Source organism: Methylobacterium nodulans ORS 2060 (assembly GCF_000022085.1).
Lineage (GTDB): Bacteria > Pseudomonadota > Alphaproteobacteria > Rhizobiales > Beijerinckiaceae > Methylobacterium > Methylobacterium nodulans.
Genome location: NC_011894.1, coordinates 7,679,947 through 7,696,400 on the forward strand (window position 1 = coordinate 7,679,947; position 16,454 = coordinate 7,696,400).

The window sequence follows — 16,454 nt, forward strand, 5'->3', positions numbered from 1 at the left end:
TCCGGGAGGCTTCGACTCCGATGCTCCAGATCCAGCCCTTGGCCGGTCCCCTCGCGCGCGACGCCGCCCGGACGCAGGCCGCGCCCGGCCTCACCCTGGCGCAGCGCCCGCGGCGCAACCGCAAGGCGGAGTGGTCGCGCCGGCTCGTGCGCGAGACGGTGCTCACCGTCGACGACCTGATCTGGCCGCTCTTCCTCATCGAGGGCGAGCGCCGCCGCGAGCCCGTCGCCTCGATGCCGGGCGTCGAGCGCCTGAGCGTCGACGAGGCGGTGCGGGAGGCCGAGCGCGCCGCCGCGCTCAAGATCCCGGCGATCTCGTTCTTTCCCTATGTCGACCCTACCTTACGCGACGAGACCGGCTCCGAGGCGCTCAACCGCAACAATCTCGTCTGCCGGGCCGTGCGGGCCGTGAAGGCGGCCGTGCCGGAGATCGGCGTCATCACGGACGTCGCCCTCGACCCCTATACCAGCCACGGGCATGACGGCCTCCTCGACGACACCGTGATCGTGAACGATGCGACGGTGGCACTCCTCGTCGAGCAGAGCCTCGTCCAGGCGGAGGCCGGCACCGACGTGATCGCCCCCTCCGACATGATGGACGGGCGCGTGGGCGCGATCCGGGCCGGGCTCGACAAGGCCGGGTTCCGGGACGTGCAGATCATGGCCTATGCGGCCAAGTATGCGAGCGCGTTCTACGGTCCGTTCCGCGACGCGATCGGCACCAGCGCCACCCTCAAGGGCGACAAGCGCACCTACCAGATGGATCCGGGCAATTCCGAGGAGGCCCTGCGCGAGGTCGCCCTCGATCTCGAGGAGGGTGCCGATTCCGTGATGGTGAAGCCCGGCCTGCCCTATCTCGACATCATCCGCCGGGTGAAGGACGGGTTCGGCGTGCCGACCTTCGCCTATCAGGTCTCCGGCGAATACGCGATGATCGCCGCCGCGGCGCAGAACGGCTGGCTCGACGGCGAGCGCGCCATGATCGAGAGTCTGATGGCCTTCAAGCGCGCGGGGGCGGACGGCGTCTTCACCTACTTCGCGCTCCAGGTGGCGGAGCGGCTGCGGGCGGGGTGAGCACCGCGTCTCCGGCGGCCCCCCTCCTGCTGGGGCTCGCCCTCCTGGGGGCCTGCTCCTCCGACATCGATCCCGAGCGCGAGCGGGTCTGCCGCCGCGTCCTGCCGACGCTGGTGGCGGAGGGCGGCAGCGTGCGCGTGCTCGGCGCCGCGGCGGGCCGCGAGCCGCGCAGCATCCGCATGGATTTCGTGGAGCAGCGACCCGGGCGCCCGCCTGTCACCCGCTGGGCGGTCTGCCGCTTCTCGGAGATGAGCCGCACCGACCTCTCGGGCGTGATCAGCGACCGCGGTCCGGTGGGCGGCGCCGCCCTCTACCTGCTCAAGCGCTACTATCTCGACACGCCCGACGCGGTGGCGGCCGAGCCGGGACCCGGCTAGGGCGTGTTATTGAGTGCCGCCAAGCCTTTGATTTTGCTTGTCTTTCTAAAAAAGAAACAATCCAGAAAGTGATGCAAAATCAACGGGCTATGGATGGTCAATAACGCGCTCTACAGCATCGGACCTCTCTTCGGGAATCAGGTCCGATGCTGTCTCTTTGTTTTCGCATCGTTTTCCGCCGAAAACCGGTATCCACTTTTCGGCACGATGCTCTAAGCTCGATCCGAGCATCTGAAGGCAGAGTGGGCCAAGGCGATCGTGCGCAAGACCAGGTTGAGTCATCCCGGCCGGATCATCCCACTCGCCTTTCTCTTGGTCATTGCGCTCGGCACAGTCGTGCTGATGCTGCCGGCCGCGCGGGCCGCTCCCGGCCATGCTCCGTTCATCGTCGCGCTGTTCACAGCGACCTCGGCCGTCTGCGTGACGGGCCTCGCCGCGACCGACACCGCGACCTACTGGAGCGCCTTCGGCCAAGCGACCATTCTGATCCTCGCCCAGATCGGCGGGCTCGGCATCATGACCGGGGCGACGCTGCTCGGCTTGCTGGTAAGCCGTCGCCTCGGTCTAGCGACACGGCTTATCGCGCAAGCCGAAACGCGCAGCTTGCGCCTCGGCGACGTCACCACAGTGCTGCGTCTGATCCTGACCGTCACCCTCGTCATGGAGGCCACGACGATGGCCGCCCTGACCCTGAGGTTTCGCTACGCCTATGATCAGACGTGGGGCGAGGCGCTCTGGCACGGCCTCTGCCACGCGGTCTTCGCCTTCAACCACGCGGGGTTCTCGACCTATTCCGACAATCTGATGCGCTTCGCGCGCGATCCCTTCGTCCTGACACCGATCATGCTGACCGTCATGATCGGCAGCCTCGGCTTCCCTGTGATCCACGAACTCGCCTATGGCGCGCGCCGGCCCTCGCGCTGGTCCGTTCACGGCAAGATGACGCTCTTCGGCTCGGCTCTGCTGTTGCTCGTCGGCTTCGTCGCGGTCGCCGCCTATGAATGGGACAACACGGCGACGATCGGCGCTCTCGCCTGGCCCGAGAAGCTCTTCAACGCCGCCTTCCACTCCGTCATGACCCGCAGCGCCGGCTTCAACGCCGTCGACGTCGGCAAGATGAAGCTGACCACCCTCATGGTGAGTGATGCATTGATGCTGATCGGCGGCGGCAGCGCTGGCACGGCCGGCGGCATCAAGATCACCACCTTCCTTATCCTCGGCTTCGTCGTCTGGGCGGAGATCCGAGGCGAGGAGGACACCACCGCCTTCCGGCGCCGCATCAGCCAGCAGGCGCAGCGCCAGGCTCTCTCGGTCGTGCTGCTCGCCGTCGGCATCATAGCGATCGGCGTCCTCATCATGCTCAGCCTGACCGATTTCGCCTTCGAGACGGTGCTGTTCGAGGTCGTATCCGCCTTCGCGACGACCGGACTTTCGACCGGGATTACGCCGCAATTGCCGGCGCCGGCGCTCGCCGTACTCACCTGCCTGATGTTCCTCGGGCGCGTCGGCACGATCACCGTTGCGAGCGTGCTGGCGCTCAAGGAGCGCCGCTCCGCCTTCCGCTACCCCGAGGAGCGGCCCATTGTCGGCTAGCTCTTTGATCTTGCCGCATTTTCTGCGACGAGCCGGTATCCACTTCGTCGGAAAATGCTCTGGCGCGCCGCGCGCGCCCTGAAAGGAGACATGCGATGGCTCAACGCCCGCGCACGGATCGGACCACCGGCGTCGTCGTGATCGGCCTCGGCCGCTTCGGCAGTTCCGTCGCGGAGGCATTGGTCCGGCTTGGCCACAATGTCCTGGCCATGGATGTCGACCTTGCCCTCGTTCAGCAATGGTCCGACCGGCTCACTCATGTGGTTCAGGCGAGCAGTATCGATGCCGATACCCTGCGCAGTCTCGGCGTCCATGAATTTCCCCGCGCTGTCGTGGCGATCGGCACCGATATCGAGGCGAGCGCCCTCACCGTCCTTGCGCTGGCCGAAATCGGCGTGCCGGATATCTGGGCGAAGGCGGTCACCGCCAATCACGGGCGCATCCTCGAGCGCATCGGTGCGCACCACGTCATCTTTCCGGAAGCCGCTATGGGCGAACGTGTCGCTCATCTCGTGACCAGCCGGATGATCGACTTCATCGAGTTCGACGACGGATTCGCCATCGTCAAGATGCGCGCCCCGCAGCAGACGGTGGGCCGCACCCTGGCCGATTCCCAACTGCGCGCGCGGTTCGGCGTCACGGTGATCGGAGTGAAGCGGCCGCGGCAAGATTTCATCTATGCGAGGCCTGAGACTATGATCGAGCCAGGCGACCTTCTCATCGTCTGCGGCCAGACCAACATCGTCGAACAATTCGCCGCGCAGTCGTGACTCGGCCGGTTTCTGCAGAAACACACAGCTCGCCATTACCACTGAGAGTTCCGCTTGCGAGAGGAATAGCGTCCGCTACTTTTGCGCGGGTCGTGTCCCCCCTTGGTGGTGTAACCGCGGCGTGATCGTCACGGCGATCTCCGGCAAGGGCCGGATCGGTCAGGCGGGCTAGTCGACCGCGGCCCGCTGCTGCGGGCGCCGCAATGCAGGAGCGACCGTTGAGTGAGCCTTACGCGATCAGTCCCGATGACGTCGCCCGGGCGGCCGAGGCCATCCGGGGCCACGTGCTGCGCACCCCCCTGGTGCCGGCCCCGCGCCTGTCGGACCTCACCGGGGCCCGGGTGCTGGTCAAGCACGAGAACATGCAGGCGACGGGCGCCTTCAAGGAGCGCGGCGCGGTCAACCGCCTGAGCCGCCTCGATCCCGACGAGCGCCGCCGCGGGGTGGTGGCGATGTCCGCGGGCAACCATGCCCAGGCGGTCGCCTATCACGCCCGCCGCCTCGGCGTTCCAGCCACCATCGTCATGCCGGCAACGACCCCGCTCGTGAAGGTCGAGAACACCCGCGCCCACGGCGCCACCGTCGTCCTGGAGGGGGAAACCCTCTCCGAGGCGGCGGAGGTCGCCCGCGACCTCGTGGACAGAAGCGGCCTCGTCCTCGTCCACCCCTATGACGACCCGGCCGTGATGGCCGGACAGGGCACGGTCGCCCTGGAGATGCTGGAGGACGCGCCTCACCTCGACTGCCTCGTCGTGCCGATCGGCGGTGGCGGGCTGATGGCCGGGATGGCGGTTGCAGCCTCCACCCGCCCCGAGATCGAACTCTTCGGCGTCGAGGCCGCCCTCTACCCGTCCTTCCTCAACGCCATCGACGGTCAGGCGCGGCCCATCGGCGGCCCGACCCTTGCCGAGGGCATCGCGGTCAAGACCGTGGGGCGGCTCACTCTGCCGATCATCCGCGAGCGCGTGCGCGAGATCCTGCTGGTCGACGAGCCGCAGATCGAACGGGCGGTGCACGACTACGCGACACTGCAGCGCAGCCTCGCCGAGGGAGCGGGCGCAGCGGGTCTCGCCGCGCTGCTCGCGCGGCCCGACCTCTTCGCGGGCCGCACGGTCGGCCTCGTCCTCTGCGGGGGCAACATCGACGCGCGGCTCCTCGCTTCCGTGATGGTGCGCGAGCTCGAGCGGGAGGACCGCATCGTCTCCTTCCGCGTGACCGCGAGCGACCGGCCGGGGGTGCTCGGCCGCGTCGCCGGACGTCTCGGCGAGCTCGGCGCCAACATCCTGGAGGTCTCGCACGGGCGCCTGCATCTCGACGTGCCGGCGAAAAGCGTGTCGATCGACGTCACCATCGAGACCCGCGGCCCCGGCCACACCGCCGAGATCCTGGCGAGGCTGGCGGAGGAGGGGCTCGCCCCGCGCCGCATCGGTCCGCACGGCACGGCGGTTGCCGGAACTTCGCGCTGAGCCCTTGAGCCCAGCCGACCTAAGCGCCACCTGACGGGAGTGGCGCGGCCGATGGAGCGCGGGCGATGTCGAATTCGTGGCAGGGCAACGGCTGGCAGGGCCAGCCATGGCAGGGGCAGTCCTGGCAGGGCGCGCCGCAGCCCGCGCCGGGATACGGGGCACCGGTCGCGGTGGAATACGCCTCGCTGAGCCGGCGCTTCTTCGCCTATCTCCTCGACATCGTGTTCATCTTCGGCTTCACCTGCCTGCTCTGGGTGGCGATCGCCGTCCTCGGCGTCATCACCTTCGGGCTGGGCTGGACGCTGTTCGCGATCCTGCCGGCGAGCGGGATCATCTACAGCGCGGTGACGCTCGGCGGGGCCTATCAGAGCACCTACGGCATGCGGATGCTCGGCCTGCGCGGCATCCAGGCGGAGACCGGCGGCCCGGTCGACTGGATCACGGCAGGCGTCCACGCGCTGCTGTTCTACGTGGCGGTCTCGACCTTCCTGCTCTGGCTCCTCGATGTCGGCATCGGCCTGATGCGCGCCGACCGCCGCACCGGCCACGACCTCATCGTCGGCCTCGCCATCGTGCGCGCCGCCTGACGCCCTTCCGCCGGGAGACCGGGGAATAAACCGATGCGTCCACCGTGTGACCGTGTTGAGCCGCAGAGGCGGAATGCTATGGTGGCCTCTGCGGTGTGTTCGTGCCGCCCCAGCGAGCGATCCGAAGTGTGACGAGCCATCCGCGCGACGCCCCTCAGTTCTACCTCACGGCGCCCTCGCCCTGCCCCTACCTGCCGGGGCAATACGAGCGGAAGGTGTTCACACACCTCGTCGGCCGCCGGGCCCGCGACCTCAACGAGATCCTGACCCAGGGCGGTTTCCGCCGCTCGCAGACCATCGCCTACCGGCCGGCCTGCGAGACCTGCCGCGCCTGCATCTCGGTGCGCGTCATCGTCGGCGACTTCGTGCCGAGCGCGAGCCAGCGCCGGGTGATGCGCCGCAACCGCGACCTCGTGGGCCAGCCCCAGCCGAACCGCCCGGCCTCGGAGCAGTACGCCCTGTTCCGCCGCTATCTCGACGCCCGCCACGGCGACGGCGGCATGGTCGACATGACCGTGCTCGACTACGCCATGATGGTCGAGGACAGCCACGTCGAAACCCATCTGGTGGTCTACCGCAAGCGCGGCCCGGACACCGCCATCAACGGGCGCGGCGTCGGCGCGCCGATCGCGATCTGCCTGACCGACGTCCTCTCGGACGGGCTCTCGATGGTCTATTCCTTCTACGAGCCGTCGGAGGCCGACCGCTCGCTCGGCACCTACATGATTCTCGACCATATCGAGCGCGCGCGGCTGCTGGGCCTGCCCTATCTCTATCTCGGCTACTGGGTCGAGGGCTCCCGCAAGATGGACTACAAGGCCAAGTTCGGCCCCCAGGAGCGGCTGATGCCGCAGGGCTGGGTCCGGGTGGAGTGAGGCGGGGACGCCTGCCGCGATCGGCGGGTTCGCGTTGAGCCCCTCCCCGGCCCATGCTACCGGCCGCGCATCCTGAACATAAGTCGCATGCGAGGCGCCCGATGATCCCCCGTTACAGCCGGCCCGAGATGACGGCGATCTGGTCGCCGGAGACGCGCTTCCGCATCTGGTTCGAGATCGAGGCCCATGCCACCACGGCGCTCGCCGAGCTCGGCGTCGTGCCGAAGGAAGCCGCCGAGACGGTCTGGGAGAAGGGCCGCGACGCGGTGTTCGACGTCGCCCGCATCGACGAGATCGAGCGGGTCACCAAGCACGACGTCATCGCCTTCCTGACCCACCTTGCCGAGATAGTCGGGCCGGAGGCGCGCTTCGTCCACCAGGGCATGACCTCCTCGGACGTGCTCGATACCTGCCTCAACGTCCAGCTCGTCCGCGCCGCCGACATCCTCCTCGCCGATCTCGACGCGCTGCTCGCCGCCCTCAAGCGCCGGGCCTTCGAGCACAAGCTCACGCCCACGATCGGCCGCTCGCACGGCATCCACGCGGAGCCCGTCACCTTCGGGCTGAAGCTCGCGCAGGCCTATGCGGAGTTCACCCGGGCCCGGGAGCGGCTGGTCGCGGCCCGCACCGAGGTCGCCACTTGTGCCATCTCGGGGGCGGTCGGCACCTTCGCCAACATCGACCCGCAGGTCGAGGAATACGTCGCCGAGAAGATGGGGCTGACGCCGGAGCCCGTCTCGACCCAGGTCATCCCCCGCGACCGCCACGCCATGTATTTCGCGACGCTCGGCGTCATCGCCTCCTCGGTCGAGCGGCTGGCGATCGAGGTGCGCCATCTCCAGCGCACCGAGGTGCTGGAGGCCGAGGAGTATTTCTCCGAGGGGCAGAAGGGCTCCTCCGCCATGCCCCACAAGCGCAACCCGGTTCTGACCGAGAACCTGACCGGCCTCGCCCGCATGGTGCGGGCCTATGCGCTCCCCGCGATGGAGAACGTGGCTCTCTGGCACGAGCGCGACATTTCGCATTCGTCCGTCGAGCGCATGATCGGGCCGGACGCCACCGTCACCCTCGACTTCGCGCTCGCCCGCCTCACCGGCGTGATCGACAAGCTGCTGGTCTATCCGGCGAACATGCAGCGCAATCTCGATCGGCTAGGCGGCCTCGTCCATTCCCAGCGCGTGCTCCTGGCGCTGACCCAGGCCGGCGTGTCGCGCGAGGATGCCTACCGGCTGGTGCAGCGCAACGCGATGCCGGTCTGGCGTGGCGAGGGCGAGTTCCTGACCCTGCTCAAGGCCGATCCGGAGGTGACGGCCGCGCTGAGCCCCGAGGCGATCGAGGCCTGTTTCGACCTCGGCTACCACTACAAGCACGTGGACACGATCTTCCGCCGGGTCTTCGGCGAGAGCTGACCCGGCCGGGCCCCCTCTCCAGCGCGGGAGGCGCGCGCGGTCCGCTCAGGCGAGCCGCGCCCGCCCGTCGTGCCGCGCCAAGCGCGCAAGCAGGAAATCCACCTCCGCCCGCGCCGTGGCCGAGAGACCGCCCGCGGGTTTGCGCTGCGCGTCCGAAGCGAGAAGGCCGCGGCGCATCAGCACGTATTTGCGCACCGCCAAGCCAACGCCCGGCTGCTGCTCGTAGCGCAGCAGCGGCAGATGCGCGTCGAAGATGTCGTGGGCCCGCGCGCGCTCGCCCGCCGCGACGAGCCGCACCACGTCGACCAGCATCTCCGGGAAGGCATAGCCCGTCATGGCGCCGTCCGCGCCACGCTCGCACTCGAAGTCGAGGAAGAGGCCGCCGTTGCCGCACAGGATCGAGATCGGCCGCATCGACCCGTCGCGCTGGAAGCCGCGCAGGGCCGAGATCTTCTCGAGGCCCGGCCAATCCTCGTGCTTGAGCATCACGCAGGACGGATTGTCCGCGACGATGCGGCGGATGACGCCCGGCGTCATCACGACGGAGAAGCTCAAGGGATAGTCCTGGATCACGAAGGGCACGTCGGGCCCGATCGCCTCGGCAGCGTGCCGGTAATAGGTCACGATGTGGTCGTCGGTGCGGAGCGTATTGGGTGGGGCGATCATCACGCCCGCCGCGCCCGCCTCCATGGCGGTTTTCGCGAGGGACGCCATCGCGGCGAAGCCCGGCGCCGAGACGCCGACGATGACCGGCAGGGAGGTCCGCCGGATGAACCGCGCGGCCACGGCGGCGGCTTCCGCCCCGTCGAGCTTCGGCGCCTCGCCCATCACGCCGAGGACCGTGAGGCCGGTCGCGCCGATCTCGCCGTAGAAATCGGTGATCCGGTCGATCGAGGCCTCATCGATCCGGCCGTCGGGCAGGAACGGGGTCGGGGCGATGGGATAGACGCCCTTGGCGTCGGAGGAGAGCCGCATGAGCCGGGTCCGTGCTTAAGGAGCCGTCACCCTAGGAGGGTTGCTCGCACCGGCGCAACTGCCTCGTCCGTATGCGCAAGCGCTGCGAATTGCGCTTGCGGCGCGGTCGAGGTGGGTGCTTGAAGGAGCCCGCGCCCGGACCATCCAGCCCTCGAGGACCACCCCCATGTCCCGCATCGTCTACGTCAACGGCCGGTTCCTCCCCTATGAGGAGGCCACGATCCCGATCATGGACCGCGGCTTCCTGTTCGCGGACGGGATCTACGAGGTCAGCGCGGTGCTGAACGGCCGGCTCGTGGACAACGAGGCCCATCTGGCGCGGCTCGACCGCTCGCTGGCCGAGATCGGCATCCGCAACCCCCACGACGCGGCCGGCTGGACCCGGCTGGAGGAGGAACTCGTCGCCCGCAACGGCCTGAAGGAAGGGGTCGTCTACATGCAGGTGACGCGGGGCGTCGCGGAGCGCGACTTCGTCTTCCCGTCTGACGGCACGCCGCCGACCGTGGTGATGTTCACGCAGGCGAAGTCGATCGCAGCCAACCCGCTCGCCGACCGCGGCGCCAAGGTCGTGTCGGTGGAGGACCTGCGCTGGAAGCGGCGGGACATCAAGTCGGTCGCGCTCCTCGCCCAGGTGCTCGCCAAGCAGCACGCCGCCGCGGCCGGCGCGTCCGAGGCCTGGATGCACGAGGACGGGTTCGTGACCGAGGGCGGCTCCTCCACGGCCTTCATCATCACGCAGGACGGGCGCATCGTCACCCGGCCGCTCTCGACCGCGATCCTGCCCGGCATCACCCGGCGCGCGGTGATGCGGCTCGCCGAGGAGCAGGGGCTCACCGTCGAGGAACGCGCCTTCACGCTGGAGGAAGCCTTCGGGGCGGCCGAGGCCTTCTTCACCAGTGCCTCGGCCTTCGTGATGCCGATCGTGGAGATCGACGGCCGCCGGATCGGCGGCGGCCAGCCGGGCCCCCTCACCCGCCGCCTGCGCGGGCTCTACCTGGAGATGGCGGCTGCCTGAGGTCTCTCCAGCGGTCTCTCCAGCTCGGCCGTGAGCTGGGCCGGAACCGGACCCCGCGTGGGCCGGTTTCCTCAGCAACGACCGAAGGAGATTCCGATGCTGAAGCTGATGCACGGCGCCGGGCTCGCGTTCGCGGCGCTCCTGAGCACTGCCGCCCTGGCGCAATCGCCCGATGCTCCTCTGCGGGGGCGGGACACCTCTCCCCTGCCGCCGCCGAACGAGCGCATTCCCGAGAAGATTCGCCCGAACGGCTCGCCCGCGGACCCCGACACGACCGGCTCGACCCTCAGCGACAAGCTTGAGAAGTCCGACGGCGTCCTGCGCCCGCCGCCGAATGCGGCGCCGGACATGACGGTGAAGCCACCGGAGCCGAACCCGAACTCGACCCGGGTGATCAAGCCCGGCGACCTGCCCGGCTCCGCCGACGCCAAGTAGCCGAAGCCGGGGCGCGGGCGACGCAGCCCAGACCGGCCTTCCTCGCCGGGCGGCGTTCCTTGATTTCCCGGCCCGGATCGCCCAAGACCGCCAGCATGCGACAGCCCCGGCCGCCGGCCGGGGCTGTCCGTCTACGTGACAGGATCGGGATCAGCGGATGGCGAACGTCGTCGTCGTGGGCGCCCAGTGGGGCGACGAGGGCAAGGGCAAGATCGTCGATTGGCTTGCCGAGCAGGCCGACGTGGTGGTGCGCTTCCAGGGCGGCCACAATGCCGGCCACACGCTCGTCATCGACGGTACCACCTACAAGCTCTCGCTGCTGCCCTCCGGCGTCGTGCGCGGCGGCACCCTGTCGGTGATCGGCAACGGCGTCGTGGTCGATCCCTGGCATCTCGTCGACGAGATCGCGCGGCTCGGCCAGCAGGGCGTGACGATCACGCCCGAGACGCTGCGCATCGCCGACAACGCGACGCTGATCCTGCCGCTCCACCGCGAACTCGACCATTTCCGCGAGACGGCCAACGCCACGCTGCGGATCGGCACCACCAAGCGCGGCATCGGCCCGGCCTACGAGGACAAGGTCGGCCGCCGGGCGATCCGGGTCGTCGATCTCGCGGATGCGGACCTGCTCGGCGCCAAGATCGAACGGCTGCTCGCCCATCACAACGCCCTGCGCCGGGGCCTCGGCATCGAGGAGGTCGACGGGGCGGCGCTCAAGACCGAGCTCCTCGCCATCGCGCCCAGGATCCTGCCCTTCGCCGACACGGTCTGGGCGCTCCTCGACGAGGCGCGCCGCGCCGGCCGCCGCATCCTGTTCGAGGGGGCGCAGGGGGCGCTCCTCGACGTCGACCACGGCACCTACCCCTACGTGACCTCGTCCAACATCGTCGCCGCACAGGCCGCCACCGGATCGGGCCTCGGCCCCTCCGCCATCGGCTACGTGCTCGGCATCGTGAAGGCCTACACGACCCGCGTCGGCGAGGGCCCCTTCCCGACCGAGCTCACCGACGCGATCGGCGAGAAGATCGGCGAGCGCGGGCGGGAATTCGGCGTCGTGACCGGGCGCAAGCGGCGCTGCGGCTGGTTCGACGCCGCGCTCGTGCGCCAGACCGTGCGGACCTCCGGCATCGACGGGATCGCCCTCACCAAGCTCGACATCCTGGACGGATTCGAGACGATCAAGATCTGCACCGGCTACCGCCTCGACGGCCGCATCATCGACCATCTGCCGGCGAGCCAGGCCGACCAGGCGCGCGTGGAACCGGTCTACGAGACCATCGACGGCTGGTTCGAGACGACCGCCGGCGCCCGCTCCTGGGCCGAGCTGCCCGCCCAGGCGATCAAGTACGTGCGCCGAATCGAGGAGCTGATCGGCGCGACCGTCGCCCTGCTCTCGACCTCGCCGGAGCGCGACGACACGATCCTCGTCCACAACCCCTTCGAAGACTGAGCCGCCGGCTTTGCCGGCGAAGCGACGTCGCGAAGCTTGACGTCAGGCGCCTGCCGCGACATGGCAGGCGCCGGATCCCATGGCCGATTACTATCCCCTGCTCGCACGGGCGCTCGACGCCCTGCCCGACCGGTCGCCGGACATGCGCAAGGCGGTCTACGAGCGCGCGCGGGCGGCGCTGACCGGGCAGCTGCGCTCCCTCGACCCGCCGCTCTCCGAGGAGGACATCGACGCCGAGCGCCGGTCGCTCGACGCCGCCATCGACCGGCTGGAGGTGGAGTATGGCGGCGCCCCGCGGGTGCGGGAGCCGGAGCCCGCCGTCGCGGAGGCCGCGCCGCCCTTGCCGGAGCCCGAGCCGGCCGCCGAGCCGGCCCTCCCCGAGCCCGGGCCGCCGGTCGCCCTGAAGCTGCCCGATCCGGACCGTTCGAAGCTCGCCGAGCCGGCCGCCGAATCACCGGCCGAGGACGGGCAGGCGACGCGGCAGCGCCCGCGGATCGACGTGGTGCGCCCGAAGGGCGACCGCTCGCGGCTCCTGCGCAACGGCATCGTGGCGGGCGTGCTGGCGGCGGTGATCGGGGCCATCGCGTTCACGGCCTGGTCGCTCCGCGACACCCCCGCGACCCTGCAATCCAAGATCAGCGAGAACGCTGCCGAACGGCCGCCCGAGAGCCAGGATTCCAAGTTCGCCGACCGCGTCGGGGGCGAGCGCGCCCCGGCCGCGCCAGCCGCCCCCGCTGCGCCGTCCCGCCCCAGCGCCGCCGGCAGCGACATCGCCATTGCGCAGCGCGCCACCCTGTACGAGGAATCGGGCGGCCCCAACAATGCGCCGCGGGCGATCCAGGGCCAGGTCGTCTGGCGCCTCGACGCCATCAATGCCGGCCAGGGCCAGCCGCTCCAGACGGTGGTGCGGGCGACCCTGGAGGTGCAGGAGGCCGGCCTCTCCCTCGCCCTGGTGATTCGCAGGAACACGGACACCACGCTGCCGGCCTCGCACGTGATCGAGCTGACCTTCACGCCGGGCAACCCCTCGCGGTCGGTCCGCGATGTCGGTCTGCTTCAGTTCAAGGATGACGAGAGCGGCCGCGGCTCGCCGGTCTCGGGCCTGCCGGTCCCCGTGCGCGAGAACATCTTCCTGATCGGGCTCTCCAGCCTGAAGAGCGACGTGGAGCGCAACAGCGATCTCCTCATGCGCCGCAACTGGATCGACCTGCCGATTCGCTATGCGTCGGGCGGCCGGGCGATCCTCACCTTCGAGAAGGGCTCGGCGGGAGAGCAGGTGATGCGCGACGCCTTCGCGCAGTGGCAGTGAACGGAGCGGATCCGGCGGGCAGCCTGTCGGGCAGGCCGCCCGCACTCAGGCGGGCACGCCCGCGCGGGCGGTCTCGCGGCTCGCGAGGTTGCGCTTGACGGCGTCCTGCACCTTCTCGAAGGCGCGCACCTCGATCTGCCGCACCCGCTCGCGGGAGACGCCGAACTCGGTCGACAGATCCTCCAGGGTGATCGGCTCCTCGGCGAGCCGGCGCGCCTCGAAGATGCGCCGCTCGCGCGGGTTGAGCACGCTCAGCGCGTCGCGCAACGCCGCGAGGCGGTTCTGCCCCTCCTCCTCGCGGGCGAGTACGGCCTCCTGGCTCGGGCTGTCGTCCACCAGCCAGTCCTGCCACTCGCCCTCGCCCTCCTCGCGTAAGGGGGCGTTGAGCGAGGCGTCGCCGGAGAGGCGCCGGTTCATGTCGATCACGTCCTGCTCGGGCACGCCGAGCCGGGTCGCGATCTGCTTGACCTGCTCGGGGCGCAGGTCGCCCTCGTCGAGGGCCGAGATGCGGCCCTTCGCCTTGCGCAGGTTGAAGAACAGCTTCTTCTGGTTCGCGGTGGTGCCCATCTTCACGAGCGACCACGAGCGCAGGATGTATTCTTGAATCGCCGCCTTGATCCACCACATCGCGTAGGTGGCGAGGCGGAAGCCCTTGTCGGGATCGAAGCGCTTGACGGCCTGCATCAGGCCGACATTGCCTTCGGACACGACCTCGCCGATCGGCAGGCCGTAGCCGCGATAGCCCATGGCGATCTTGGCGACAAGGCGCAGATGGGATGTGACGAGCTTATGGGCTGCCTCGCGGTCTCCGTGCTCGCGCCAGCTCTTGGCGAGCATGTATTCCTCCGTCGGCTCCAGCATCGGAAACCGGCGGATCTCGTCGAGATAGCGGGACAGGCCCCCCTCGTTGGCGAGCACGGGCAGTGCAGCAGCCATTCAAACCTCCTGGAAGCTCCCCGATCTGGGCGAGCGCGAACGACCTCCGAGCGGCCGGCCGTCCGATCTGCCCTTATAGCAGGACGAGACGCCGACGGGTAGCAACGGACCGAGGGTCCGCCGCGATCAACGCGCAACCCTTCGGTTGGTGCGTGCGTCGCCATTCGGGCAAGGTTCGGTTCGGGGGAACGGAGCGGTCCACACGATCTCGCGAGTGCGGCGCTCAGACGCGGGGTCCCTGCCCGCCCGGAGAGGGCCCGAGCGCCGCGACGAGGCGGGCGAGATCCGCGGGCAGCGGGCTCTCGAAGCGCAGGAACGCGTTGGTGCGCGGGTGGACGAAGCCCAGCACCGCCGCATGCAGCGCCTGGCGTCCGAGGGCGTCGAGCGCTGCGCGGGCCTCCGGTTCGAGGCGTGCGGCCTTGGTGCGGAAGGCGGCGCCGTAGGTGGCGTCGCCGAGGAGCGGATGCCCGCGATGGGCGAGGTGGACGCGGATCTGGTGCGTGCGCCCCGTCTCCAGGCGGCAGCGGACGAGCCCCACCGGCTCGCGGACGCCGAGAACCGCCTCGGTGCGGTAGTGCGTGATCGCATGGCGGCCCTTCTCGGGGCGCACCACGGCGATCTTCTCCCGGTTGCTGTCCGACCGCGCAAGGGCCGCGTCGATCCTCCCCGCCCGCGGCTCCGGCACGCCCCAGACGAGGGCGAGATAGGCCCGTTCCAACTGGCCGCTGCGGCCGTGATCGGCGAATTGCAGGCTTAAGGCCGCATGGGCCATGTCGTTCTTGGCGACGACGAGGAGCCCGCTCGTATCCTTGTCGAGGCGGTGCACGATGCCGGGGCGGCGCACGCCGCCGATCCCCGACAGGCTCGCCCCGCAATGGGCGATGAGCGCGTTGACGAGCGTGCCGCTGTCATGCCCGGGGGCCGGGTGCACGACGAGGCCGGGCGGCTTGTCGATGACGATGAGGTCGTCGTCCTCGTAAGGAATGATGAGGGCGCGCTCCTCCGCCTCCGGCGTGGCGGGGCGTGCGGGGGGCACCGTGACCGCGACGGTCTGGCCGCCCGCGACCCGGACCGCCGCGTCGCGGATCTCGGCCCCGTCGAGCCGCACCCCGCCCTCGCGGATCAGCCCCTGCAGACGGCTGCGCGAGAGATCGGGCCAGGTCCGCGCGAGCGCGCGGTCGAGACGCTCAGGCGCCTCCCCGGCCGGAATCTCTGCAACCCTGACCTCGCTCTCCACATCCTGCTCCTGATGAAAAGCTCGCATCACGCACGATTCAGGCTTGTGCCCCCGGATCGCCGTCGCTATACCCCCGCTCACCGCTCGGGCAAGCTCCCATCGTCTAGCGGTCTAGGACGTCGCCCTCTCACGGCGAAAACAGGGGTTCGAGTCCCCTTGGGAGCGCCAACCTTCTCAATAGGTTAGCCAACGCCCGGGATGCCTCCCGCACATTCGTTGTCGAATTCGTTGCAGGCCCGCGCGATGAGTCCGCCTAACTCGTCGGCCAAACCCCCGGGTCCGCAAACCTGGAACCAGTTCCGCCGCACCGTGCGCGAATGGGCGGTTGCGGCCGGAGAGGATCCGGAGAAGGCTCTTCGAGAATTGGACAGAGGCGGCGCCTTCGTCCGGGCGGTCTGCGCCAAGCTCGGTGTTGAGCGACCGGTCAGCAAAAGCGGGCGGCGTGTCGATCCCTCGCAGGACAGGCTGGTCATCGCCTACGTTGAAGGGCTGAAGCGCGACGGCCTCAGAGGCAGGGCACTGTGGGAGCAAGCGCACCTCGACCTCGCCACTACCAAAACCCAAAGCTTGTTTGGCGAGAACCGCGGCAACACGCCCGCGGCCATCGAGCGCTACTACCAACGCGCGAAGCGCCGAGCCGACAAAAAGACCGCAGCGAATTTGTCAGGAGACAGCTCGCACCGAAAGTGACAATCATGAATCCACATGATCAACCATGAGGCTTCATGATGTCACGCCGATACGTTTCTAATAGAGAAGCGGGTTCTGGTGCCGTAAGCGTTGATGAGGCCGCGGAGTACCTTCGTATATCCCGCGCTTCTATCTGGCGGCTGCTCAAGAGAGGGGAACTCCCTCGTGTGCGCATTGGCGGCCGCACTGTAATTCGCCGCATCGACCTTGATGCGTTTCTCGCGAAGGCGGTTCAGGTCGCCTGACGCTTTTCAGGG

At 69.4% G+C, this 16,454-nt stretch carries 17 protein-coding genes and 1 tRNA gene; 15 read left to right on the forward strand and 3 right to left on the reverse strand.

Annotated features, from left to right (window positions below):
- Positions 1 to 20 precede the first annotated feature (20 nt).
- The 8 genes from hemB to purB all read left to right on the forward strand — a co-directional run bounded on the left by hemB (position 21) and on the right by purB (position 8,150).
- Entirely contained in the window at positions 21 to 1,073 is a 1,053-nt protein-coding gene (gene hemB, locus MNOD_RS35820; protein ID WP_015933860.1) for a porphobilinogen synthase, read from the forward strand.
- Positions 1,070 to 1,450, forward strand: a complete 381-nt coding sequence (locus MNOD_RS35825) for a hypothetical protein (protein WP_015933861.1) — start codon at positions 1,070 to 1,072, stop codon at positions 1,448 to 1,450. The genes hemB and MNOD_RS35825 overlap by 4 nt, the downstream gene beginning before the upstream one ends.
- A gap of 258 nt (positions 1,451 to 1,708) precedes the next feature.
- Positions 1,709 to 3,043: a TrkH family potassium uptake protein gene (locus MNOD_RS35830; protein ID WP_015933862.1), complete on the forward strand. Its 1,335-nt coding sequence runs from the start codon at positions 1,709 to 1,711 to the stop codon at positions 3,041 to 3,043.
- Between the two features lie 137 nt (positions 3,044 to 3,180).
- Complete coding sequence (locus tag MNOD_RS35835) at positions 3,181 to 3,813, forward strand: potassium channel family protein (RefSeq protein WP_244424627.1); 633 nt, start codon at positions 3,181 to 3,183, stop codon at positions 3,811 to 3,813.
- A 218-nt stretch (positions 3,814 to 4,031) separates the two neighbouring features.
- A complete protein-coding gene (locus tag MNOD_RS35840; protein ID WP_015933864.1) occupies positions 4,032 to 5,279 on the forward strand; it encodes a threonine ammonia-lyase in 1,248 nt (415 codons plus the stop codon).
- Between the two features lie 65 nt (positions 5,280 to 5,344).
- Positions 5,345 to 5,866: an RDD family protein gene (locus tag MNOD_RS35845; RefSeq protein WP_015933865.1), complete on the forward strand. Its 522-nt coding sequence runs from the start codon at positions 5,345 to 5,347 to the stop codon at positions 5,864 to 5,866.
- Positions 5,867 to 5,994: 128 nt separating this feature from the next.
- Positions 5,995 to 6,741, forward strand: coding sequence for an arginyltransferase (locus MNOD_RS35850; protein WP_015933866.1), 747 nt, complete (start codon positions 5,995 to 5,997; stop codon positions 6,739 to 6,741).
- 101 nt (positions 6,742 to 6,842) lie between these two features.
- Positions 6,843 to 8,150 carry an adenylosuccinate lyase gene (gene purB / locus MNOD_RS35855; RefSeq protein ID WP_015933867.1) on the forward strand — a complete coding sequence of 436 codons (1,308 nt, stop codon included), beginning with the start codon at positions 6,843 to 6,845 and terminating at the stop codon, positions 8,148 to 8,150.
- 45 nt (positions 8,151 to 8,195) lie between these two features.
- Here the strand turns inward: purB and MNOD_RS35860 are convergent, their stop codons facing one another.
- Positions 8,196 to 9,125, reverse strand: coding sequence for a dihydrodipicolinate synthase family protein (locus MNOD_RS35860; protein WP_015933868.1), 930 nt, complete (start codon positions 9,123 to 9,125; stop codon positions 8,196 to 8,198).
- 166 nt (positions 9,126 to 9,291) lie between these two features.
- On the opposite strand from MNOD_RS35860, the gene MNOD_RS35865 reads away from it, so the two are divergent.
- From MNOD_RS35865 to MNOD_RS35880, 4 genes are all read left to right on the forward strand, one after another.
- Positions 9,292 to 10,140: a D-amino-acid transaminase gene (locus MNOD_RS35865; RefSeq protein ID WP_015933869.1), complete on the forward strand. Its 849-nt coding sequence runs from the start codon at positions 9,292 to 9,294 to the stop codon at positions 10,138 to 10,140.
- 96 nt (positions 10,141 to 10,236) lie between these two features.
- A complete protein-coding gene (locus MNOD_RS35870) occupies positions 10,237 to 10,575 on the forward strand; it encodes a hypothetical protein (protein WP_015933870.1) in 339 nt (112 codons plus the stop codon).
- Between the two features lie 157 nt (positions 10,576 to 10,732).
- Complete coding sequence (locus tag MNOD_RS35875; protein ID WP_015933871.1) at positions 10,733 to 12,025, forward strand: adenylosuccinate synthase; 1,293 nt, start codon at positions 10,733 to 10,735, stop codon at positions 12,023 to 12,025.
- 79 nt (positions 12,026 to 12,104) lie between these two features.
- The gene (locus MNOD_RS35880) at positions 12,105 to 13,334 is read left to right on the forward strand and encodes a hypothetical protein (RefSeq protein ID WP_015933872.1); all 1,230 of its coding nucleotides are present in this window, start codon (positions 12,105 to 12,107) and stop codon (positions 13,332 to 13,334) included.
- Positions 13,335 to 13,379: 45 nt separating this feature from the next.
- On the opposite strand, the gene rpoH is transcribed toward MNOD_RS35880, so the two are convergent.
- Entirely contained in the window at positions 13,380 to 14,270 is an 891-nt protein-coding gene (gene rpoH / locus MNOD_RS35885; protein ID WP_015933873.1) for an RNA polymerase sigma factor RpoH, read from the reverse strand.
- A gap of 223 nt (positions 14,271 to 14,493) precedes the next feature.
- Entirely contained in the window at positions 14,494 to 15,507 is a 1,014-nt protein-coding gene (locus MNOD_RS35890; RefSeq protein WP_015933874.1) for an RluA family pseudouridine synthase, read from the reverse strand.
- Between the two features lie 92 nt (positions 15,508 to 15,599).
- On the opposite strand from MNOD_RS35890, the gene MNOD_RS35895 reads away from it, so the two are divergent.
- From MNOD_RS35895 to MNOD_RS44600, 3 genes are all read left to right on the forward strand, one after another.
- A tRNA-Glu gene (locus tag MNOD_RS35895) sits at positions 15,600 to 15,675 on the forward strand.
- A 75-nt stretch (positions 15,676 to 15,750) separates the two neighbouring features.
- Complete coding sequence (locus MNOD_RS35900; protein ID WP_015933875.1) at positions 15,751 to 16,197, forward strand: hypothetical protein; 447 nt, start codon at positions 15,751 to 15,753, stop codon at positions 16,195 to 16,197.
- 38 nt (positions 16,198 to 16,235) lie between these two features.
- Positions 16,236 to 16,442, forward strand: coding sequence for a helix-turn-helix domain-containing protein (locus MNOD_RS44600; RefSeq protein WP_083786709.1), 207 nt, complete (start codon positions 16,236 to 16,238; stop codon positions 16,440 to 16,442).
- Positions 16,443 to 16,454 lie beyond the last annotated feature (12 nt).